The organism is Mariprofundus sp. KV, assembly GCF_013387475.1.
GTDB lineage: Bacteria > Pseudomonadota > Zetaproteobacteria > Mariprofundales > Mariprofundaceae > Mariprofundus.
In genome coordinates this window covers 1-18,124 of record NZ_VWNB01000001.1, presented here as the reverse complement: position 1 = coordinate 18,124, position 18,124 = coordinate 1, and the positions used below count along the sequence as shown (strand labels likewise).

Annotated in this window: 18 protein-coding genes and 1 other RNA gene; 17 read left to right on the top strand and 2 right to left on the bottom strand. The window is 45.7% G+C overall.

The genetic code is table 11. The annotated features are described in order from the left end of the window. The first annotated feature begins 51 nt into the window (after nt 1-51). The 3 genes from ftsZ (at nt 52) to F3F93_RS00085 (ending at nt 3,243) form a co-directional block, all read left to right on the top strand. Complete coding sequence (gene ftsZ, locus F3F93_RS00095) at nt 52-1,257, top strand: cell division protein FtsZ (RefSeq protein WP_176957131.1); 1,206 nt, start codon at nt 52-54, stop codon at nt 1,255-1,257. 201 nt (nt 1,258-1,458) lie between these two features. Continuing rightward, nucleotides 1,459-2,358, top strand: coding sequence for a UDP-3-O-acyl-N-acetylglucosamine deacetylase (lpxC, locus tag F3F93_RS00090; RefSeq protein ID WP_176957130.1), 900 nt, complete (start codon nt 1,459-1,461; stop codon nt 2,356-2,358). Nucleotides 2,359-2,934: 576 nt separating this feature from the next. Further along, a complete protein-coding gene (locus tag F3F93_RS00085; RefSeq protein ID WP_176957129.1) occupies nt 2,935-3,243 on the top strand; it encodes a hypothetical protein in 309 nt (102 codons plus the stop codon). 68 nt (nt 3,244-3,311) lie between these two features. Here the strand turns inward: F3F93_RS00085 and ffs are convergent. Next, nucleotides 3,312-3,408, bottom strand: an RNA gene (gene ffs / locus F3F93_RS00080) — signal recognition particle sRNA small type. Nucleotides 3,409-3,842: 434 nt separating this feature from the next. Next, nucleotides 3,843-4,133, bottom strand: a complete 291-nt coding sequence (locus tag F3F93_RS00075) for a hypothetical protein (RefSeq protein WP_176957128.1) — start codon at nt 4,131-4,133, stop codon at nt 3,843-3,845. Nucleotides 4,134-4,260: 127 nt separating this feature from the next. Here F3F93_RS00075 and F3F93_RS00070 point away from each other — a divergent pair, with 127 nt between their 5' ends. From F3F93_RS00070 to F3F93_RS12365, 14 genes are all read left to right on the top strand, one after another. Further along, nucleotides 4,261-4,881: a hypothetical protein gene (locus F3F93_RS00070; protein ID WP_176957127.1), complete on the top strand. Its 621-nt coding sequence runs from the start codon at nt 4,261-4,263 to the stop codon at nt 4,879-4,881. 106 nt (nt 4,882-4,987) lie between these two features. Further along, a complete protein-coding gene (locus F3F93_RS00065; RefSeq protein ID WP_176957126.1) occupies nt 4,988-6,292 on the top strand; it encodes a CHASE2 domain-containing protein in 1,305 nt (434 codons plus the stop codon). Further along, nucleotides 6,289-7,179 carry a hypothetical protein gene (locus F3F93_RS00060; protein WP_176957125.1) on the top strand — a complete coding sequence of 297 codons (891 nt, stop codon included), beginning with the start codon at nt 6,289-6,291 and terminating at the stop codon, nt 7,177-7,179. Before F3F93_RS00065 ends, F3F93_RS00060 begins: the two co-directional genes overlap by 4 nt. A gap of 277 nt (nt 7,180-7,456) precedes the next feature. Beyond that, nucleotides 7,457-7,861 carry a hypothetical protein gene (locus F3F93_RS00055; protein WP_176957124.1) on the top strand — a complete coding sequence of 135 codons (405 nt, stop codon included), beginning with the start codon at nt 7,457-7,459 and terminating at the stop codon, nt 7,859-7,861. A gap of 99 nt (nt 7,862-7,960) precedes the next feature. After that, complete coding sequence (locus tag F3F93_RS00050) at nt 7,961-8,362, top strand: hypothetical protein (protein WP_176957123.1); 402 nt, start codon at nt 7,961-7,963, stop codon at nt 8,360-8,362. Between the two features lie 91 nt (nt 8,363-8,453). Further along, nucleotides 8,454-8,846, top strand: a complete 393-nt coding sequence (locus F3F93_RS00045; RefSeq protein ID WP_176957122.1) for a hypothetical protein — start codon at nt 8,454-8,456, stop codon at nt 8,844-8,846. A 17-nt stretch (nt 8,847-8,863) separates the two neighbouring features. Beyond that, complete coding sequence (locus F3F93_RS00040) at nt 8,864-9,424, top strand: RNA polymerase sigma factor (protein ID WP_176957121.1); 561 nt, start codon at nt 8,864-8,866, stop codon at nt 9,422-9,424. Continuing rightward, nucleotides 9,411-10,019: a hypothetical protein gene (locus F3F93_RS00035; RefSeq protein ID WP_176957120.1), complete on the top strand. Its 609-nt coding sequence runs from the start codon at nt 9,411-9,413 to the stop codon at nt 10,017-10,019. Before F3F93_RS00040 ends, F3F93_RS00035 begins: the two co-directional genes overlap by 14 nt. Before the next feature lie 58 nt (nt 10,020-10,077). Continuing rightward, nucleotides 10,078-12,183, top strand: coding sequence for a caspase family protein (locus tag F3F93_RS00030; protein ID WP_176957119.1), 2,106 nt, complete (start codon nt 10,078-10,080; stop codon nt 12,181-12,183). Between the two features lie 19 nt (nt 12,184-12,202). Beyond that, nucleotides 12,203-12,559, top strand: a complete 357-nt coding sequence (locus tag F3F93_RS00025; protein ID WP_176957118.1) for a hypothetical protein — start codon at nt 12,203-12,205, stop codon at nt 12,557-12,559. 77 nt (nt 12,560-12,636) lie between these two features. Further along, nucleotides 12,637-15,711 (top strand): CHAT domain-containing protein, encoded by a 3,075-nt coding sequence (locus F3F93_RS00020; RefSeq protein ID WP_176957117.1) that lies wholly within the window; start codon nt 12,637-12,639, stop codon nt 15,709-15,711. Between the two features lie 41 nt (nt 15,712-15,752). Continuing rightward, the gene (locus F3F93_RS00015; RefSeq protein ID WP_176957116.1) at nt 15,753-16,250 is read left to right on the top strand and encodes a hypothetical protein; all 498 of its coding nucleotides are present in this window, start codon (nt 15,753-15,755) and stop codon (nt 16,248-16,250) included. 347 nt (nt 16,251-16,597) lie between these two features. Beyond that, the gene (locus F3F93_RS00010; RefSeq protein WP_176957115.1) at nt 16,598-17,419 is read left to right on the top strand and encodes an SPFH domain-containing protein; all 822 of its coding nucleotides are present in this window, start codon (nt 16,598-16,600) and stop codon (nt 17,417-17,419) included. 217 nt (nt 17,420-17,636) lie between these two features. After that, nucleotides 17,637-17,990 carry a hypothetical protein gene (locus F3F93_RS12365; protein WP_241696861.1) on the top strand — a complete coding sequence of 118 codons (354 nt, stop codon included), beginning with the start codon at nt 17,637-17,639 and terminating at the stop codon, nt 17,988-17,990. Nucleotides 17,991-18,124 lie beyond the last annotated feature (134 nt).

The window sequence follows — 18,124 nt, the reverse complement described above, 5'->3', positions numbered from 1 at the left end:
GAAAACACAAACGGGAAAATAAATAAAGGGAACCTGAGGAGGACCAGAAACATGGCAACGCTATTTACATTCGAAGATACATCGGCCCAAGCGGCCAACATTAAAGTGATCGGCGTCGGTGGCGGCGGCGGTAACGCGCTGAACAATATGATCAGCCAGAAATTGCGCGGCGTAGAGTTTATTGTCGCCAACACCGATGCACAGGCCATTGAGCGCAATGACGCTGATATTAAACTGCAGCTTGGCGCAGATATTACCCGTGGTCTGGGTGCCGGTGCCAATCCGCAAATCGGTCGTGAAGCGGCGGTTTCAGAGATGGATCGCCTGCGTGAGTTTATGCAGGGCACTGACATGGTGTTTATTACTGCCGGCATGGGTGGCGGTACAGGAACCGGTGCTGCACCTGTGATTGCTGAAGCAGCGAAAGAGATGGGCGTATTGACCGTGGCAGTGGTCACCAAGCCGTTCAATTTTGAAGGCAAACGTCGTATGCGTCAGGCTGAAGCGGGTATCGCTGAGCTGCGCAAATATGTGGATACACTGATCACCATTCCGAATCAGAAGCTGATCGGCGCAGTGGGTAAGAACACCAGTATGCTGGAAGCGTTCCGCAAGGCTGATGACGTGCTGCTGCAGGCGGTACGCGGCATTGCCGAGCTGATCACCCACACCGGTTACATGAACGTGGATTTCGCCGATGTGAAAGCGGTCATGAGTGAGACACGCGGTGTTGCCATGATGGGTTCCGGAGCAGCATCAGGTGAGAGTCGTGCTATTGAAGCAGCAGAGCGCGCAATCTCCTCACCACTGCTTGAGGATATCGATATTCACGGCGCGCAGGGCATTCTGGTGAACGTGACCGGCAATGAGGATATGACGCTGGCTGAATATGATGAAGCCGTATCCATTATCCATAACATGGCCGATGAAGAGGCCAATATCATCTGCGGTATGGTTTATGATCAGGATATGGGTGAAGAGATTCGCGTGACTGTGGTTGCTACCGGCCTCTCCGGTGAGTCGGCTATCTATCTGGCGAGCTCTGATGCCAAATCCGAACCCATTGCCATGCCACGTGTCCCAACTGCCCATATCGGCGGCATTCAGGCGCCGGTGATGCCTGCGCCTGTTATCGCGCCGGTTGCAGCACAGTCATCGCAGGGGCAGTCACAGGTTCAGCCTAAACCATTCGGTAACATCGACTTCAATGATGACGAGTTTGCCGTTCCTACATTCCTGCGCAGGCAGGCCGACTGATCGGCCTTTTTGAGCAGGATATTTGGCTTTTGCGGTTTTTATGGCAGGGTTACGCAGTTGTAGATGGGGGTCTACTCTGGCGAGTGCTGGGTATGTGGGGTAAATCACATTGAATTCCAGTATCTTAGATAGAGTTCCCTCCGGTGATGTTCGAACCATTGACGTCATACATATGCTTTGCCCTGTTAGAAGGAGGCATACATGATTGTACAGAGAACACTGGATCATTCGATTCGATGTAGTGGCATCGGCTTGCATTCAGGTCGTAAGATTCAACTGGTCTTACACCCGGCAGCTGAAGACACAGGCATCACTTTCATTCGATCCGATCTTGGCGTAGAGGTCCCTGCCAGGGCCGAATACGTTACCGATACGCGACTCTGCACAACCATCGGCCATGACGGTGCTCAGATTTCAACTATCGAGCATCTGTTGTCAGCTTTTGCAGGTCTGGGCGTGGATAACGCTCGCATTGAAGTCAGTGGTCCAGAAGTTCCCATTATGGATGGATCATCCGCCCCGTTTGTGTTTCTGATTCAATGTGCCGGTATCCGCGAACAGACCAAAGCAAAGAAAGTTCTTCGTGTCCTTAAACGCGTAGAGATTGAAGAGGGTGACAAACGTTGCGCTCTCTATCCTGCGGCAGGTTTCAAGATCAGCTATCTGCTGGACTATGATCATCCGCTGCTGCGCAAACGCAAAGTCGCCATCAATTTTGCCCATCAGGCGTATACCCGTGAAATCTCCCGTGCCCGCACCTTCGGCTTCCTGCATGAAGTTGAAGCACTGCAGAAGGCGGGACTTGCGCTCGGCGGTTCGCTGGAGAATGCCATCGTACTCGATACCCACCGTGTCGTGAACGAAGGTGGTCTGCGTTATGATGATGAGTGTGTTCGCCACAAGATTCTCGATACGCTGGGCGATCTCTCCCTTTCAGGTTATCCGATTGTCGGAGCCTTTGAAGGTGAGTTGACCGGTCACGATATGAACCACAAACTGGTAACTACGCTGCTTGCCGACCCTTCGAGTTACCGTATCGAAGAGTTGATTGCAGATGAGGTCACCGCTGAAGAAGGCTTAGGCGAAGCACAACAGGCTTAACCCCTTAACGTTCCAATCTGTTTTCTCTGTGTTTTCAAACAGGCCGGGCTTCCCTCCCGGCCTGTTTTTTTTGATGTGCTTATTTTATTGAAACTTAAAGCATTCGGGATGCAGAGATATGGGTATCTCTTATTTTTATCATACCTGCAAAAGTGGGTTCGGAAACATGACCAGGAAAGTTGCCCGGCAACAGGGCTGAATCCTCTGCCAGTGCTCGTGCCTGTTTTACCGTACCGAGCCGAAAGGGAAGTGTTGATCCGCACCTCATCACTCCTGTCGTTTTCGCAGGTAAATATGGATCACCTGAGCAGGGAGGTCTCTCTCTGCTATAGATCAGATGTTAACGTCACTTATCTGGTGCGCCGTTGGGAGAAGCTGATTGAGCGTATAGAGGATAATCGGGAAAGGGGGGGCTTTTTCTGCGCAATGAACTTTTGTTGTCCCCGATGTTGCTGTTTCGGAAGAGGGCCATTTTGGCTAATGTGAATTCTGGTCTACAATCAGAGTACGAGGTGGGGTTGTTACCAGCCCGATCCGTTATTCAAATAGTGTACATATCTGTTCAGGAGGGAGTCCATGAAAAGAATTATTTTTATCCCGCTGTTTCTTGCGTTGACTACGCAGGCCAATGCGGAGTTCGTCAATGGAGAGCACAACGTTAATGATTGTGTGATTACCCAAACAGCGCTTATCTGCAGTACAGGAACTCCTGACGTGCGTAAAATCACGGTTATGCTAAAACGCTCAGACATAAGTTTAGTCAGGGTAGAAACAAAGTTTAAAGTCAAAACAGAAGCGGTTATCAATCCGGGCAACAATCAGCAGATGATCTATGTGAAGGGTAGCGCAGCAGAGGTTGATGCTTTTGTGAAAAAGCTATTCTGATTGCCGCTGCTTAGGTGCATCGTCAAATAGATAAGGTAAGGTTGGGGGTGCTGAAAAAAATGCGCCGCCCGAGCCGGACAGATCCGCAACGCGCTTCGTCCTGCTGCCGCTGCTTCCTTCCGGACCTGACGGGGTTCACAGGGGTCCGCCGTGCGGGGCCCGACCCGGACGACACCTGGGTTCCACGGCTGTGGAAATTGGTATCGAGACGGGGTCTCGTAAATTCGAGTTAGAGAACATATCTCCGTAGGGGATTGATTCGGATCATCCATGATCCTCACCCTTCGGGCGGCCTTTTGGCCGTCCAAATCGGCTGTCGTGCCGATTTGTCGAACCATCAGCAAGGGTTCTTATGCCCTCTTTATCCTCGAATTTAATAAATAGATGGCGGGTGCCATCCGTTTATTAAACTGGCGGTGCAGCTAGTCATCTGCGCACCTGTCTCCCTGTAACTCACCTGCTATCAGGGATTATTACTGGGAATTTCGCGAACGTTAACGTCTCAATCCTCTAAAGGCTAGCTGCAACTTGGTGTCTACAGCCAAGTCCTTAAATGTTCTTATTTTTGGCATCAAAATTATAACAGGGAATTATCAGGTTCAAGTTAATGCTGACTCTGAATTGCTTTCACTGAACTCTTTGATGAATTTGATTCGGAAATATGGCACGGCAACCTTCGTGTCGCCTTTGAGTGCTTTTGCATCCCCCTCAACATCTGGTTTGATACTGGTACCCAGCATGCCACCTTTATTGGGTTCAGGAATCACGGTTCCTGTTGATGCTGTTGCCAAGCCTTCTGCCTGAACCGGCATTGAAGCAAGAACAAGTGCCAGTGAACAAAGTATGACTCTTATACAGTTGCCTGAACGGGTACTTTTAATTTGACGCATATTCTTTCTCCTTTGTTTGATTTGCGTTAAAACAAGAGACGAGCTACGTTAAAAAGTGTCAGGGCTGAGTATGTCCCCCCTGGTCATTAGGAATACATCCCCCTGAACATGGGAGAGTGAGTGAGAGATGCAGCGTATGGTAAAACGATTGATGGATAGGATCAGGGATATTAGAAACGCTGGAGAAGACCCGGTGACTTTTGAGGCTGAGTTGCTTGCTAAGTATGGCAGACGCTGTGCAGTTGCCGCGATTGATTCATCCGGATTTACTAAAACAACCAATGCCCATGGCATCATCCATGCGCTTACGCTGTTGTCACAAAAGCGAGATCTGGTGTTGCCCGCTTTAAAACAGCATGGATGCTTTGAACATATTACTGAGGCTGACAGCTTTATAGCACTGTTTCCTGATGTAAATTCAGCAGTAAACGCCGTACTGGAAGCAGACAAACAATTACAACACGTTATCCATGATGAGAGTTCCAGTCAGCCATATGAGATTTGTGCAGGCATAGGTTATGGCACACTGCTGATCACAGGTGATCATGGGGAATTTTTCGGTCCGGACATGAATCTGGCCTCCAAATTGGGTGAGGATACTGCTGACAAGCGAGAGCTATTGCTTACTTCAGAAGCATTTAATGCATTGGTGCTGGAAAGGCAGCCGTTATTCTCTGACGAAATATGCACAGTCTCAGGCAATACGATTTGCTTCCACAAGGTTCATATGAGCCGGGTCAATGCGTAGGTTTTTTAAACTCTTCATAATCCGATTGCTGCTGCCTGTCAGTCTGTTGCGGTGGCTTTGCCTAAAGCTATCTCAGGACTTTCTCGATTCTGACTCCGTACCTCTGATGAAAAAGTGGATCGGCGGCTTGATTGCCTGCTCCACAGTCCTGCTCATTATTCCATTGCTGTCAGGCAGGTTTACGCTTGTTGATAATATGGTCGAAGATTCACGCATCTGGATGTCGGATGTTGTGATTGCTGCCTGCAAGGATGACCCTCTGGGTGGAGGGAAGGATTTGAAACTGAGTATTCTCTCTGTTGATGACTCATTGCATCAATCATGGGGCGAACCGTATATCACACCGAGACAGAAAATTGCTGAGATGATCAGATTTGCAGCTGAATATCATGCTGCCGCTGTCGTGGTGGATTTTGATCTGAGTCGATCAGAAGCTTGGGGAACCCGGACAGAGGGGGATAAGGGGCTGAAACGTTATCTGGAACAGTTGGATCAGGCTCCTGCTGAGCAGATGCCTGCCATTATCCTGTTGCATGATTTACGCCAGGCTGCCGATGGAGGTAAAACAGCATCATCCTATCTCCGCAGTGATTCATCGCTTGCTGATAACAGGGGGAATATCTTCTGGGCCAGTTCTACATTTCCTCAGGAAGATGACCAACTGATTCGACGATTTAACTATTTTGAGCAGGTGAACTGGGATAAGCAGCGCAATATTCCATCTGCCATGTTGCTTGCTACCGAAATGGCAAAGCACATGCAGCATGGGCTTAGTCTGGCCAAATCCAAACAGGAGATCAGGAACCTGATTCATTCCATGCAAAGTGAGTCGCTGCCAATGGACAATCAGGCTATGCCGATCATGTTACATGAAAATCATGCATCAGGCATTGAGGTGAAACCTTATTTCCAACTCACAGATAAAAAACTCTCTCCTCGCTATTATGAAGGTCATATTGTACTGATTGGCTCCATGCATTCTCTAACCATGGATAAGCATCAGACAGCGATTGGTGATAAATTTGGTGTTGAGTTAATGGCCCATGCGATTGCCACAATGGTTCAGCACGGGGAGTTGAAGCCACTTGAGGGCTGGCCGGTCATTGCTTATACATTGGTGTTGCTGGTAGTGATGTCACTAATACTGCTCCTGCCTGGTATTGTCTCAATTCTTATTGTCAGTGCCACCTGTGCGTTGTTGATTTTTTTTCCGCTGTCCATTTATCTTTATCACCATGGATTGACGCTCGATGCCGCTCCACCGATATTATTGATTGAAATTGCCGAGCCGATCATTCCGTTTATCCTGATGTTTGTGCTCAATGTGAGTCTGATAAGGGAAAAGCTTCAGGAAGCAGTCGAGCATATGAAGTTCGAATGGTCAGGGCGAGAGAAGGAGAGTGATCAATGAAAAACAGGGTTGCACTGTTTTTGCTGTGTTTGTGTTTTCCGCTGCTGGCTGAGGCCGCAGCCGTAGCAACTGTTGCAGATTTTTCACCGTTGCCGATGGGTAAATCTTTTATCATCAAGCATGCTGACGGTTCACAGGAAAAGCTTGAATATGCAGAAACACGCCTGCAACAGGGCGATCAGTTACTGTTTCCGAAAGGTGACTTTTCCAAGAAGTGGGTGAAAGTGCGGTTCAATGATAAAGAGGCTACCGAGCTAACGGTCAGGCAGACTGATTCTCCCTGGCTTGCCAAGTCCCGATCAGGTGGCGGCCTAGCCAATGATTCAGCATCCAAGCTGTCATCGCTCTATGCGAGTATTTTCCGGGCAGAAAAAAAAGCCAGATATACGCAGGGTATGAGCAGGGGGGATGCGAAAGTTTTACCCATGACATTTCCAATGACAGTGAAAAACAAAATCCTGCTGGTTTCTGACAGTCAGTCCGATGTATCCATATTCTGGCATGATGGCATTCCACCGTTCAGAATCGAGTCCCCCGGAGAGGCGACCATCATACTAAAAGCTCCCGAAAAAGAGTGGTTATATGGGCATGCCGTATACCAGCATACCATTGCATTAAACCGGCAGAATTGCTTGCAACATAATGTCTCATACTCGTTGAGTGATAGTACGGGGTTGAAAGTTGATTTTATGATTACCTGTTTTGAGTCAGATTCAAAACCTTCCATTGATGACATGACTTTGAATCTTGATACATTAAAAACAAACGATGGGGCGCATGTCTCTCAACGGTTGTTGCTTTGGAACAGATTGAAAGAGTTGCCAGCCAGCTCATCCAAAAGAATGTCTTTGAAGTGGCTGTTGCTAACAGGCTCAGAGCTCGATTAACCAGGAATTTTGTTACTTTAGAAGTGCTCTCTTTCTGTATCCCTGATACTTAAAAACTATACCCATATATCTATACCTGTCTCCCTATTTTTTTGGAGGCTACTCACATATGAAGCGCTTTGGTTACCTTTGGGTAAGATTTTTTCAAGACATTTGATAGTTTCTCGATTTAGTCATAAATTATGGCCTGACAGTTTTCAAACACGGGCGTCTGTAAGAATAGCTAGCTTCTATTTCAGTCAATATATGGGGATTTCCCGATAAAAGGAGTTCAGACATGAATAAAAAAATATTGGTCTCCATCGGACTGGGAGCATGCATTGTGCTTGGTGGTATGAATTTTTCCTTAGCATCTGATGATAAGGTAAAAACCAAAGGTCTGAATGCTGCAGTTGTTGAGCAGGCAAATATCATCAATAAACTGATTGATTTGGGTGATGCACGCAAAGATCCTATACTGTTATTGGCTGCAGCCAAGTTGCAGAAAACTATGAGTGAGGAAGCCGCACCGGCATCTGATGAGAGCAGTGCAACTAAAGATATTCTGGCCCGTGTAAAAAAAACAGCTAAGGGACGCAAGGATATTGCAGGTATTGCTGATGATATTGCGGCTGCAAAGTCAAAGTACTGGAGTACGGGTGATCACTCAGGGTTCACTAACCGAGAGTGGAATCGTTATTAATCATTCACATTCCTGACACTTTTTGAATAGAAACATCTATTATTATGTTGTAGTTATTTCTACAAAAAAATGGGCAAGACCCAAAATAAGGAGAAGAGCATGAATAAACAAGTACTGGTAACCATGGGGCTGGGAACAGCTATTATACTGGGCGGCATGAATGCTGCAGTTGCATCTGATGATAAGGCAAAAGCCAAAGGTCTGAATGCTGCGGTTGTTGAACAGGCAAACATTATCAATAAGCTGATTGATCTAGGCGATGCACGTAAAGACCCTATTCTGTTGCTTGCTGCAGCCAAACTGCAGAAAACTATGAGCGATACAGCAGCACCAACTTCTACTGAAAACAATTCAACTGAAGATGTGTTGAAGCGAGCTAAAAAGGCCGCTAATGGTCGTAAAGACGTTGCAGGCATTGCAGATGATATTGCAGCCATGAAGTCAAAGGGTCGTCAGTACCACTATAGCAATGGTTACTATACAGGAACAACTTATCGTTAATGGCTGCCATCACCGTTTTGTAAATAAGTGAAATATAATTGTTAAAAATACAGCCACCTGCGAAAGTGGGTGGCTGTTTAAGGGCTAAGATATGAATGAAGTATTTGTGAAGATAGGGCTAGTAATGGCTATCCTGTTTGGGGGTATAAGTGCTTCCCTGGCATCTGATGATAGTGCAGAAGCCAAGGGTTTGAATGCCGCAGTCGTTGAACAGGTCAATATCATTAATAAACTGATTGATCTTGGCGATGCACGAAAGGATCCCATTCTGCTGTTAGCAGCTGCCAGATTGCAAAAAAGCTTGTCCGATAAAATTGTAACATCTTCCTCCGAAAGTCATAAGACCAGTGACTTGATTCAGCGAGCAAAAAAATATGCGGGTAAAAACAAGGCCATAGCCGCGCTGGCGGATGATGTGAAAACGGAGAAAAGTAAAGTATATGGTTCACAAAACCCTATGATGTATGAGTTGTTCAGCTGGTGAGAAATTAGGAAACTATTATGTCTAATGATGAAGAGCTTTGTCTGAACAAGATCCGAAAAGGTGGTATAGATAGGGAGGAGGGCATCTCTGAGTTGTTCGAACTCTACAGCCTCCCTTTCAAACGTTATTTCATCAAACATAGACTTTCAGCAGCAGATGCAGATGATCTGGTCCAGGAATCGTTCATTAATATTGTTCGATATTGCAGCACTTTTCGCAATGAGTGCGAAATTAGAATATGGCTTTGGAAAATTGCACGCAACTGTATGCTTACATTTTTCAGAAAACAGAAAGCACCGCATGAAGAGATTGATGGCTATTCAGAAACTATTCCTGATCCAAAGACATGTGTAGATCCTGGTCCTACGCTTGAAGACTGTGTGAAACGCGCATTTCTTCGATTCAGCGAGCAGGATCATGAACGAGCCGAGATGCTGACTCTCGCGACGATTCAGGGCTGGACTACAAAGGAGCTGGCTGAATTGCTTGGCCGTTCCCTTGGTGCAACCCGTGAATATATCTCCCAGTGTCGTAAGCACTTTAAACCTTTTCTGGATGTATGCCGTGACTATATCTGATGATGAGAAATGGCTGGAAAAGTTATCCGGCAGATCCGATGATACTGCACCTGAAGAAGAGGATGTGCAGGCTAAGACCTTACGTTCGGTGATGAAGCAGCAATACCAGTCTGAAATGGACGCGATGGGGAAGCCGGATGCGACACAGTTGGAGCGCCTGCTGGAGCGCTGTCGAAATGAGAGGTTGTTAGAACCAGAACAGCAGACAAGGAAGTGGTGGCAGGCTTACTGGTTACCTGAGCTGGCTTCTGTCGCGGCTATATGTCTTCTGGTCATTGTTGGTGTGAATGTGATTGGTGAGCAAAAAGGAACAGTGCCAAATGAAACTGTTTACCGAGGTGGGTCAGATTTCGCGATTGCATTAGAAAAACGGGTCGCATATCCGGCGAAGTCAGCAGCGAAGCTGCAGAGTGAATTTGAAGCTGCAGGTGCATCAGTAATGATATATCAGGTGGATGATGTTTGGAGGGTTACTATTGATCTGGATCTTCCATATTCAGATGCGATTCAAAAACTACTGAATCAGTATGAAATTCCTGCAATTGAAGATAAGCAACTAAGGCTTGAATATAAAAAAGATGTTGGTCAATCCTGATATTATCTACATTCGAACGTCTGTCTGTATCACTAGATTGATTAAAGAGGTACTTTAAATGAACAGAATAGCTCAAGTATTTATGATGATGACCATGCTGATTTCTTCGGCTTCTTATCTACAGGCGGCAACGGGACATGCGCTGATTGTCGGAGTATCCGAATATCCTAATTTACCTGAACAATATCATCTGAATGGCCCTAAATATGATTCTGAAATGCTTTTTAAGTTTCTTAAAACACAGAGATTCCGTTCATTTCCTGAGTCGAATATCACCATGTTGGCCGATGGCGTGGATGGATCAAGTGGCAATCCCACGCGTGCCGCCATTCTACATGGCTTGAAGACGATTTCTAAAAAGGCGGCTGAAGGAGACTTTGTCTATCTACATTTTTCCGGTCATGGATCGAGACAGCCTGCTAAAAAAGGAGATATGGAAGAGACCGATGGACTTGATGAGCTGTTCTTGCCATCAGATATCGGTGCTTGGGATGACGCGATAGGCGAGGTAAAGAATGCGCTGGTTGATGATGAAATAGGTAACAGTATTGCAGCAATCAGAGCTAAAGGTGCTTTTGTGTGGGCAGTCTTTGACTCATGTCATTCCGGCACGGTGACACGCGGAGCATTGGGCGGTGAAGATGTAAAAATGCGCAAGGTGCCGGCATCTGCTTTGGGTGTCCCTCAACAAGCACTAGATAAAGCTGAAAGCAACAGGGTTAAAACCCGTGGTCACGTTAAACCTGAGACAGCCCTGGGTAATGTCGGTGGTGATAGTCGTAAGGCCGGGTTTGTTGCTTTTTATGCTGCACAAACCACCGAACAAACTCCGGAAATGCGACTCCCCGCAGGTGAAGAGGGCCGTGTGCCGCATGGATTGTTTTCATTTACCATATTGCAGGTGATTTCCGAGTATCCGAGCATTACCTACCGTCAGGCTGCACAGGAAGTGCTTCAACGATATGCCGCTTCATATATGGATAGGCCAACTCCTTTGTTTGAGGGTGACCTCGATGCTACTGTTTTCGGTGTAACAGCTAAAGCTGACAAACCGCAATGGCCGATTGAGTTAAAGGATGATGAGATTCATATTGCAGCAGGTAGTATCAGCCGCCTTTCTGTGGGCTCCATACTGGCAATCATGGAATCACCCGCAGCAGCTGATGAAAGTGCGCTAGGCTATCTAACTGTGAGTAATTCGGAGTCGATGGATAGTGCTCTGCAACCGATTGCATTCCGTAATAAAAAGGTGATCGAGGTAAAAGCCATGCCAGAACATGCTTATGCACGTCTGGTAGAACGTAAGATGAACTTTTCGATTCGAGTTGCCAAACCCGAACAGAGCAGCCCACAGGTCAAAAAAGCATTGGATTCCATGCAGGCTGCTGATGATAGCGGACTTCGTGTGACCTGGGTTAAAGCCGGAGAGTCAGCAGACATTCGACTGGCCGAAAAAGATAAACAACTCTGGCTAGTACCACCGACAGGTGAATTGATCGCATCAGGGGAAAATAAATCACCATCCATAACTCTGGAAGGAAAGGATAATAAGGCTTTGTCGCTTGCGCTGGCAGATAATCTTGCTCGCATTGCGCGCGTGTTAAACCTGCTCAAAGTCAGCCAGGGAATGGGGGCAGGATCCAGTGGCTTGGAAGCCAATCTGATTATTAAGCGCAAGACCAATGGCCAATCTGAAACCATATCGATTGATTCAGTACCTAGAATTCATCCCGGTGATGCAGTTTACCTTTCAGCTAAAAATCCGGGCGAGAAAGCAGTGGATTTGAACGTTCTGTTTGTAGGCAGCGATTATTCGATTAGCCACTGGTTTAAGGGCCGTATCCATCCCAACGGCAGATTGGGTGGGAAAAAGGGTAAAAAGGGGTTGTTCAAGGCCAGCGACTCATCTTTTGGAACTGAACGAATCATTCTGATTGCTAGTCAGGCCAAAGAAGAGACCATGGTTCAGGATCTCAGTTTTCTTGCTCAAAGAGCAATGCCTAAAACACGAGGAACAGGCGATGGAAGCGGTGTATCCGCACTATTGAAAAGTGCCGGTTTTGGCCATGCTATGACACGGGGAGTGGAGCCGATGAATGAAGACGATGAGGGTGGATCATCATCTATTCTTCAATTTACTGTGCATACAACTGCCGCACCATAAGATGAATAGGATGGGTATCATGAGAGCTGAAATTCAACCAAATATTTATTTGCCCTACACAATCATTTCACTATTGGCCAACCTGTCGATATTTGGGATGTTACTGCTTATAGCACCTGTGATTATACAGCTGCATGTGGATTTCGAGCAGATGCTTCCAGGATTGGCACAATTATTCTTTGACTATAAAGAAATCCTGGGGTTATTAATTGTGACATTAATTTTCATGCAGGTTGTTGCGATTTTCCGAAAAGCACCTTCTCTGTTCCATCTTAGTATGGCTGGTTCGATACTGACTGTACTGATTCTTGTGCTCACTATGTTCAGTTCGACCCTTCTTCCTGCTCTCAGGCTGTTAAGTGTGATCGATGGTTAGGTGCCTATTTATCAAGTGATTCAAAATGTCATTTTAGGAAGGGGTTTTATTTGAATTTCTGTACTCATTTTAAACAGGTGATTTTTCTGATGTGTTTAGTGTTTATGTTTGCATCAACTGGGTTGGCATCGGAAGAGGAAGATGTGCAGATGGCCGTTCGCTATTTCCAGCAGGGTAAGCTCCATTATCAGAAAAATGAGTATCACAAGGCGATTGAATTCTTTAGCAAAACGCTAAAAATTAATGCAGGTGCGGGGCGTGTATATGCCGCATATGATCATGGTTGGCTTGGCCGAAGCTACTTGGCAATTAATAAACTGGATAAGGCCGCTGTTCACTTTGCTCAGGAACTGACAGTGTTAAAAAAGCATCAAATGCACTCAACAAGTCAATACGCTGCAACATTAAATAATCTAGGGCGAGTAAGTCGCAAGATGGCCGATTACAAAAAGGCTGAAAATTTTTTCAAAGAGGCGTTAACGTTATTTGCTAGCACTGATGGCAAACATAGCCAGGGGTATGCAAACACTCAGAATAATTTGGCAGGGTTATATGAAGAAACTGCTGCTTATAGCAAGGCGGAAGCCCTTTATCTTGATGCGCTGAAGGTAAACTCACAACTAACGGGAAAAGCACGGGTTAATACGGCACGTAGCCATAACAATATTGGTTTATTCTATCAGAAAATAAACAAATTTGGTCAGGCAAGAAAACATCTGATTAAGGCTTTAGAAATTTATAAGGAAACAGTCGGAGATCAGGATCCGTTATATGCAATCACACTGGTAAATCTGGCTATGGTCAATGAACGCACACAGAGTTTTCGCCTGGCAATGAGTCAGTACAGAAAAGCCATAATTATCCTTAAGTCGCAGCCCAATATTCACCCGGCATATACATCTGCCTTATACAATCTTGCTCGCCTCTACATGACAATGCGCGACTATGATCGAGCATTTAAAACTATTGTTGAACTGATCGACATTGATAAAAGGATGCTGGGTGAACAACACCCGATATTTGCCGGTGATCTGTATGTGTTGGGGCAAATACAGGCTGCAGCCGGAGATAAAGAGGCTACTCAAACATTTATTCGTTCTTCAAAAATCATCAAAAATTCACTGGGCGAAAATCATCCAAGCTATGCCAGACATATTAATAGCCTTGCATTACGTTATCTGGATGAAGGTAAATATAAAAAGGCAGAGCCTTTGTTTTTGCAGGCATTAACGATAAATCGGAAAGCTTATGGCCAGAGGCATTCTACAGTGGCTTTTGCTCTAAATAATCTTGGTCTGTTGAATTCAAGCATGAACAATTATCCCAAGGCTGAAGAATACTATCGTCAGGCAATAGCCATTCAGGCTAACGATGTAAACTACAACAACCTTGGGTATGTCTTGGGTGTCAGGAAAAAAAGTATCGAAGCTTTGGATGCATTCCAAACAGGTCAGAACCATTCTGACAAGCTTATAAACGCACTGTTCGATATATCCAGTGAATCCCAGAAACTTGTATTAGTGATGGATCAGAACTGGGGCTATTACGGCATGTTGTCGCTGATTCATCAGCAATTGAAAGAAAATGATCAAGCGGTGCGATCGGGTCTTGATCGTGTATTGGCTCGTAAAGGTATTGTATTCGATGCACAAGCACGACAACAGAAATCAATTATAGACAGCTTCGACCCTCAGGCTCGTGAATTATGGAATACTCTGAATAAGAATCGCACATCTCTTGGTGCCTTGTTGAAAACTAGCACTAAAGATGGCAACTCATCAAAAGATTACACTGAGCGTATTGAAAAGTTGCAGGATGCGATTGCCGTTCTTGAAGGGAAACTGGCAGCAAAGAGTGCACTTCTTTCTGAGGGCTTTCGCCAACGAAAGATATTTTCATCGGATGTTGCTTCAAGGCTTGGAAAAGGGCAGTTACTTGTTGAATTTGTGAAGATTCAAGATGTGGATTGGTCAACTGGAAAATTCACCACATCTCGGCGTTACATTGCATTTATACTAAAAGCCGATGGATTAGTAACCTTGGTTGATTTGGGTGAAGCTGAGGCTTTGGAAGCCAAGGTGCATGCCGCGCTGAAACCGCTGGGTGCGATCGGATCAGATTCCAAGCTGCAGGAAGAGGCTAGCAGGAGTTTGTATGACCTTATTTGGCATCCACTGGCCAAGACCGTTGGTAATGCACAATCAGTGATTATATCTCCCGATGGTCTGCTCAATCTGGTTCCGTTTAATGCCATGCGGGATAAAGCTGGAAAATACCTGATCGAATCAAAACAGATCGCTTATGTCACTACCGGCCGTGATCTGGCTAAGGGTAATACAGGCATGAAACCTCAGCAGGCTCTTTTTCTGGCCGCTAACCCCAGCTTCGACCTTGCAGCAGCATCTGGCTCACCTGCAAGCCAAAACAGCGCTATGACACGATCTTCGGGCTTTTCCATGCGGTTCTCACAACTGCCCGGCACCGAACAGGAAGCCAGAGAGGTGCCAGCGCTTCTGAAAGGCAAAAGCACCATTGTACTTGGTAAGCAGGCGACAGAAGCCTCAGTGCTATCGGCCAAACCATCGAAAGTAATTCATCTGGCTACGCACGGGTTCTTTTTGCAGGACCAGCCATCACTGATTGCAGACAACACACGCGGCGCCATGGCGTTGATGGATGATGATGACGATCAAGCAGCTCCAAAATTGCCGAAAGGATACGAGAATCCGCTGGTGCGTTCCGGTCTTGCGATGGCCGGCGCCAACCATGCCAATCAATCATCCGGTGGCGATGACGGTTTGCTGACTGCACTTGAGGTGTCAGGGATGAATCTGCATGCAACCGATCTGGTAACGCTCTCTGCATGTGAAACCGGAAGAGGTGAAGTGAAGTCTGGCGAGGGAGTATTCGGGCTTCGCAGGGCATTTGCATTGGCCGGTGCGAGGAATCTGGTCATGAGTCTCTGGCCGGTTTCTGATAAAGTAACAGCAACGCAGATGAAGCAATTCTATCAAGGATATGGCCAGGGTGAGTCGCCAGCCCAAGCGATGCGTACCGCACAGCTTGCTACGATCAAATTACTTCGAGAAAAAAAAGGTTTTGCAGCACCGGCATTGTGGGCACCATTCATGGTGCAGGGAAGGGGGAACTGAGATGGATTCAAATAAGTTTATTTCCATGAGAGCTGGCTAAGATGAGCGATCAACAAAACTCATCTCTGCTGCCTTTTTCGACTCGGTTGCGAAAAGCATTCCCCTGGTTTGTTGCTTCAGGACTCGCATTTTATTTCATAGGGATTGTGGGTACTGCTTCTATGGAAGAAGTACGGAGTTGGCCAAAGTACCAGGCTCAAGTCGTCAAAACTAATATATCCTGGGCTTCTAATATGAGTGATAGTTATGGATTGCATGTTTCACTCAGAGTAATGCCGAAAGGGTTACCCCCATTCAAGGCTAGTTTGTTTCAGAATGGTCCAAAGGGCGCTTTAGAAGAGCGGGCTAAGGATCTATTTGGGATTGGAACATGGATATCGGTATACAGTAATCCGGAAAAAAGAACCGATGTCCGCTTGGACACTGGTGAATCCGGAAACGGCATGTACATCGTGGCAACGATAGTTGCACTATTAATTGCTTCTGTCGGATCCAGTGTTTTGAATGGCAATGTAAGCAAAGTGGATGATGCGAAATAGTGATTCTATCTGTGAAATTAGTATGCTTTATAGCAGCAACTCTTCACAAGGCAGCCTTTGCACTCGTGGGAGTCAGGAGTCTGGTGATAGTCCTCTGGCTGGCTCAAATGATGTGACAGTCTCACAGTTGCAGGATTCTTATCAGGGTTGTGGCACAGGTGAGTCACTATTCAAAGCGATGTGCTCCGCCCATCTTTTTACCATGCAATCTTCGAGTCATAATCGGCTTTGCGGCCGTGCTACTCTGGGCCCCGTTCATATGCAGGGGTATTGAAATGTCACCCTGACACTTTTTTTCTTTATACATCTGATAGGTTTGAATCGAAAAAATATTAAAAGAGGCAATTATGGATAGTTTCGACGACAAAGAGGTAAGTTATTTTAACGGTTTTATTATCTTGGGCATATTGATTCCGATACTGATTGCTTCATATGTATATTCGTTTGATATAATTGGTTCACTCTTTTTTCTGGTTTTTGCAACTGGATTTTCGGTGATTCAACCGAATAGTGGACGGGCCTATACATTTTTTGGAAAATATGTTGGCACATTAAGTAAATCTGGATTTTATTGGACCAATATCTTCTATATAGGCCGCAAGGTTTCGACCAGACTGGTCAATTTTGAAACAAAATTGCTGAAGGTAAATGATGCTGATGGCAATCCGCTAGAAGTCACAGGCATAGTAGTATACCACATTACAAGCATTGCCAGATCTGTATTTGTGGTCGATTCAGTGCATGAATTTGTGCGTAACCAATCTGAGGCAGCCTTACGCCATCTAATTGCAAAGTATCCGTATACCGGGACTGAAGAGAGTTTAATGAACAGCCGCGAAAAGGTGTCAAAAGAATTCACCGTTGAATTACAAAATGTCCTTTCAAAAGCAGGAATAACGATTGATGAGTCACATCTAAATCATCTGGCTTATGCGCCAGAGATCGCCTCTGAGATGCTGCGTGTTCAGCAGGCAAATGCAGTGGTTATGGCACGAGAAAAATTAGTGAAGGGCGCTGTTGAGACTGTTCATGAGGCTATTGTCGCATTGGATAAGAAGGGCATCAAAATAGAGCAAAAAGATCAAGCCTCAATGGTTATAAACCTTATGACTGTACTGGTTTCTGACTCGGGCGTATCGCCTGTCATACCAGTTCAATCCTCAAAATAATCACAAGTCTTAATTTGAGAGAAATATTAATGCAATCTCATAAAGGAGGTTTGTGATGAGTATTGAAATGCTTGTGACAAAATCAATTGTGACCCAACTAAAAGAGTCGAAATGAACATTTTAATTTGCGGAGCAAGTGGATTTGTTGGAAAACATATCAGAGATGCACTTCAGAAAGCTGGACATCATGTAACAGGGGGTATTCGCCAGCCACAAGATGCTCACGATATTGCTGTGGATTTCTGCAAAGACACAACAAAAGACATTTGCTCTTTTCGTACATGCATTAGTTGTGCGGGAGAATCCCGGCTTCCAGATCAAGCTGGGTTCTAATGCGATGTTCTATTTTAGCATTGCCATCACAATTGTTTCGCTTCTGGTTACCGCATTTGTTTTGTTTGTTGCATGGGACAAAGGGAGGATGCCCGTTTACATAGGGTGGCAACTTGGGATTGTAATTGTCATGGCAGTAGTGTTTGGATGGTCATTAATAAAACTTGGTAAAGCTAGGCGTGTTGAGAAGCTTGATGAACTGCCATATGGATTGGAACAATTAGTCAACAATCAATAACAAGCATCACTGCTGTCCGGTTAAAGATTTAGCAGTAAGAAAGTAGGCCTGAATTCCCAACGTTTGTGGTACATTTGTAGTTGTCGAGACAGCAAATTTACCGCGCGGAGAACCCAGGCCATGAAGCACACTAA

Bases quoted from the DNA above. Each gene is read 5' to 3' on its own strand.
- lpxC (WP_176957130.1), top strand. From the start codon at position 1,459: ATGATTGTACAGAGAACACTGGATCATTCGATTCGATGTAGTGGCATC.
- F3F93_RS00060 (WP_176957125.1), top strand. From the start codon at position 6,289: ATGAAAAACAGGGTTGCACTGTTTTTGCTGTGTTTGTGTTTTCCGCTG.
- F3F93_RS00030 (WP_176957119.1), top strand. From the start codon at position 10,078: ATGAACAGAATAGCTCAAGTATTTATGATGATGACCATGCTGATTTCT.
- F3F93_RS00025 (WP_176957118.1), top strand. From the start codon at position 12,203: ATGAGAGCTGAAATTCAACCAAATATTTATTTGCCCTACACAATCATT.
- F3F93_RS00085 (WP_176957129.1), top strand. From the start codon at position 2,935: ATGAAAAGAATTATTTTTATCCCGCTGTTTCTTGCGTTGACTACGCAG.
- F3F93_RS00010 (WP_176957115.1), top strand. From the start codon at position 16,598: ATGGATAGTTTCGACGACAAAGAGGTAAGTTATTTTAACGGTTTTATT.
- F3F93_RS00050 (WP_176957123.1), top strand. From the start codon at position 7,961: ATGAATAAACAAGTACTGGTAACCATGGGGCTGGGAACAGCTATTATA.
- F3F93_RS00055 (WP_176957124.1), top strand. From the start codon at position 7,457: ATGAATAAAAAAATATTGGTCTCCATCGGACTGGGAGCATGCATTGTG.
- F3F93_RS00075 (WP_176957128.1), bottom strand. From the start codon at position 4,133: ATGCGTCAAATTAAAAGTACCCGTTCAGGCAACTGTATAAGAGTCATA.
- F3F93_RS00045 (WP_176957122.1), top strand. From the start codon at position 8,454: ATGAATGAAGTATTTGTGAAGATAGGGCTAGTAATGGCTATCCTGTTT.
- ftsZ (WP_176957131.1), top strand. From the start codon at position 52: ATGGCAACGCTATTTACATTCGAAGATACATCGGCCCAAGCGGCCAAC.
- F3F93_RS00070 (WP_176957127.1), top strand. From the start codon at position 4,261: ATGCAGCGTATGGTAAAACGATTGATGGATAGGATCAGGGATATTAGA.
- F3F93_RS12365 (WP_241696861.1), top strand. From the start codon at position 17,637: ATGCTCACGATATTGCTGTGGATTTCTGCAAAGACACAACAAAAGACA.
- F3F93_RS00065 (WP_176957126.1), top strand. From the start codon at position 4,988: ATGAAAAAGTGGATCGGCGGCTTGATTGCCTGCTCCACAGTCCTGCTC.
- F3F93_RS00015 (WP_176957116.1), top strand. From the start codon at position 15,753: ATGAGCGATCAACAAAACTCATCTCTGCTGCCTTTTTCGACTCGGTTG.
- F3F93_RS00040 (WP_176957121.1), top strand. From the start codon at position 8,864: ATGTCTAATGATGAAGAGCTTTGTCTGAACAAGATCCGAAAAGGTGGT.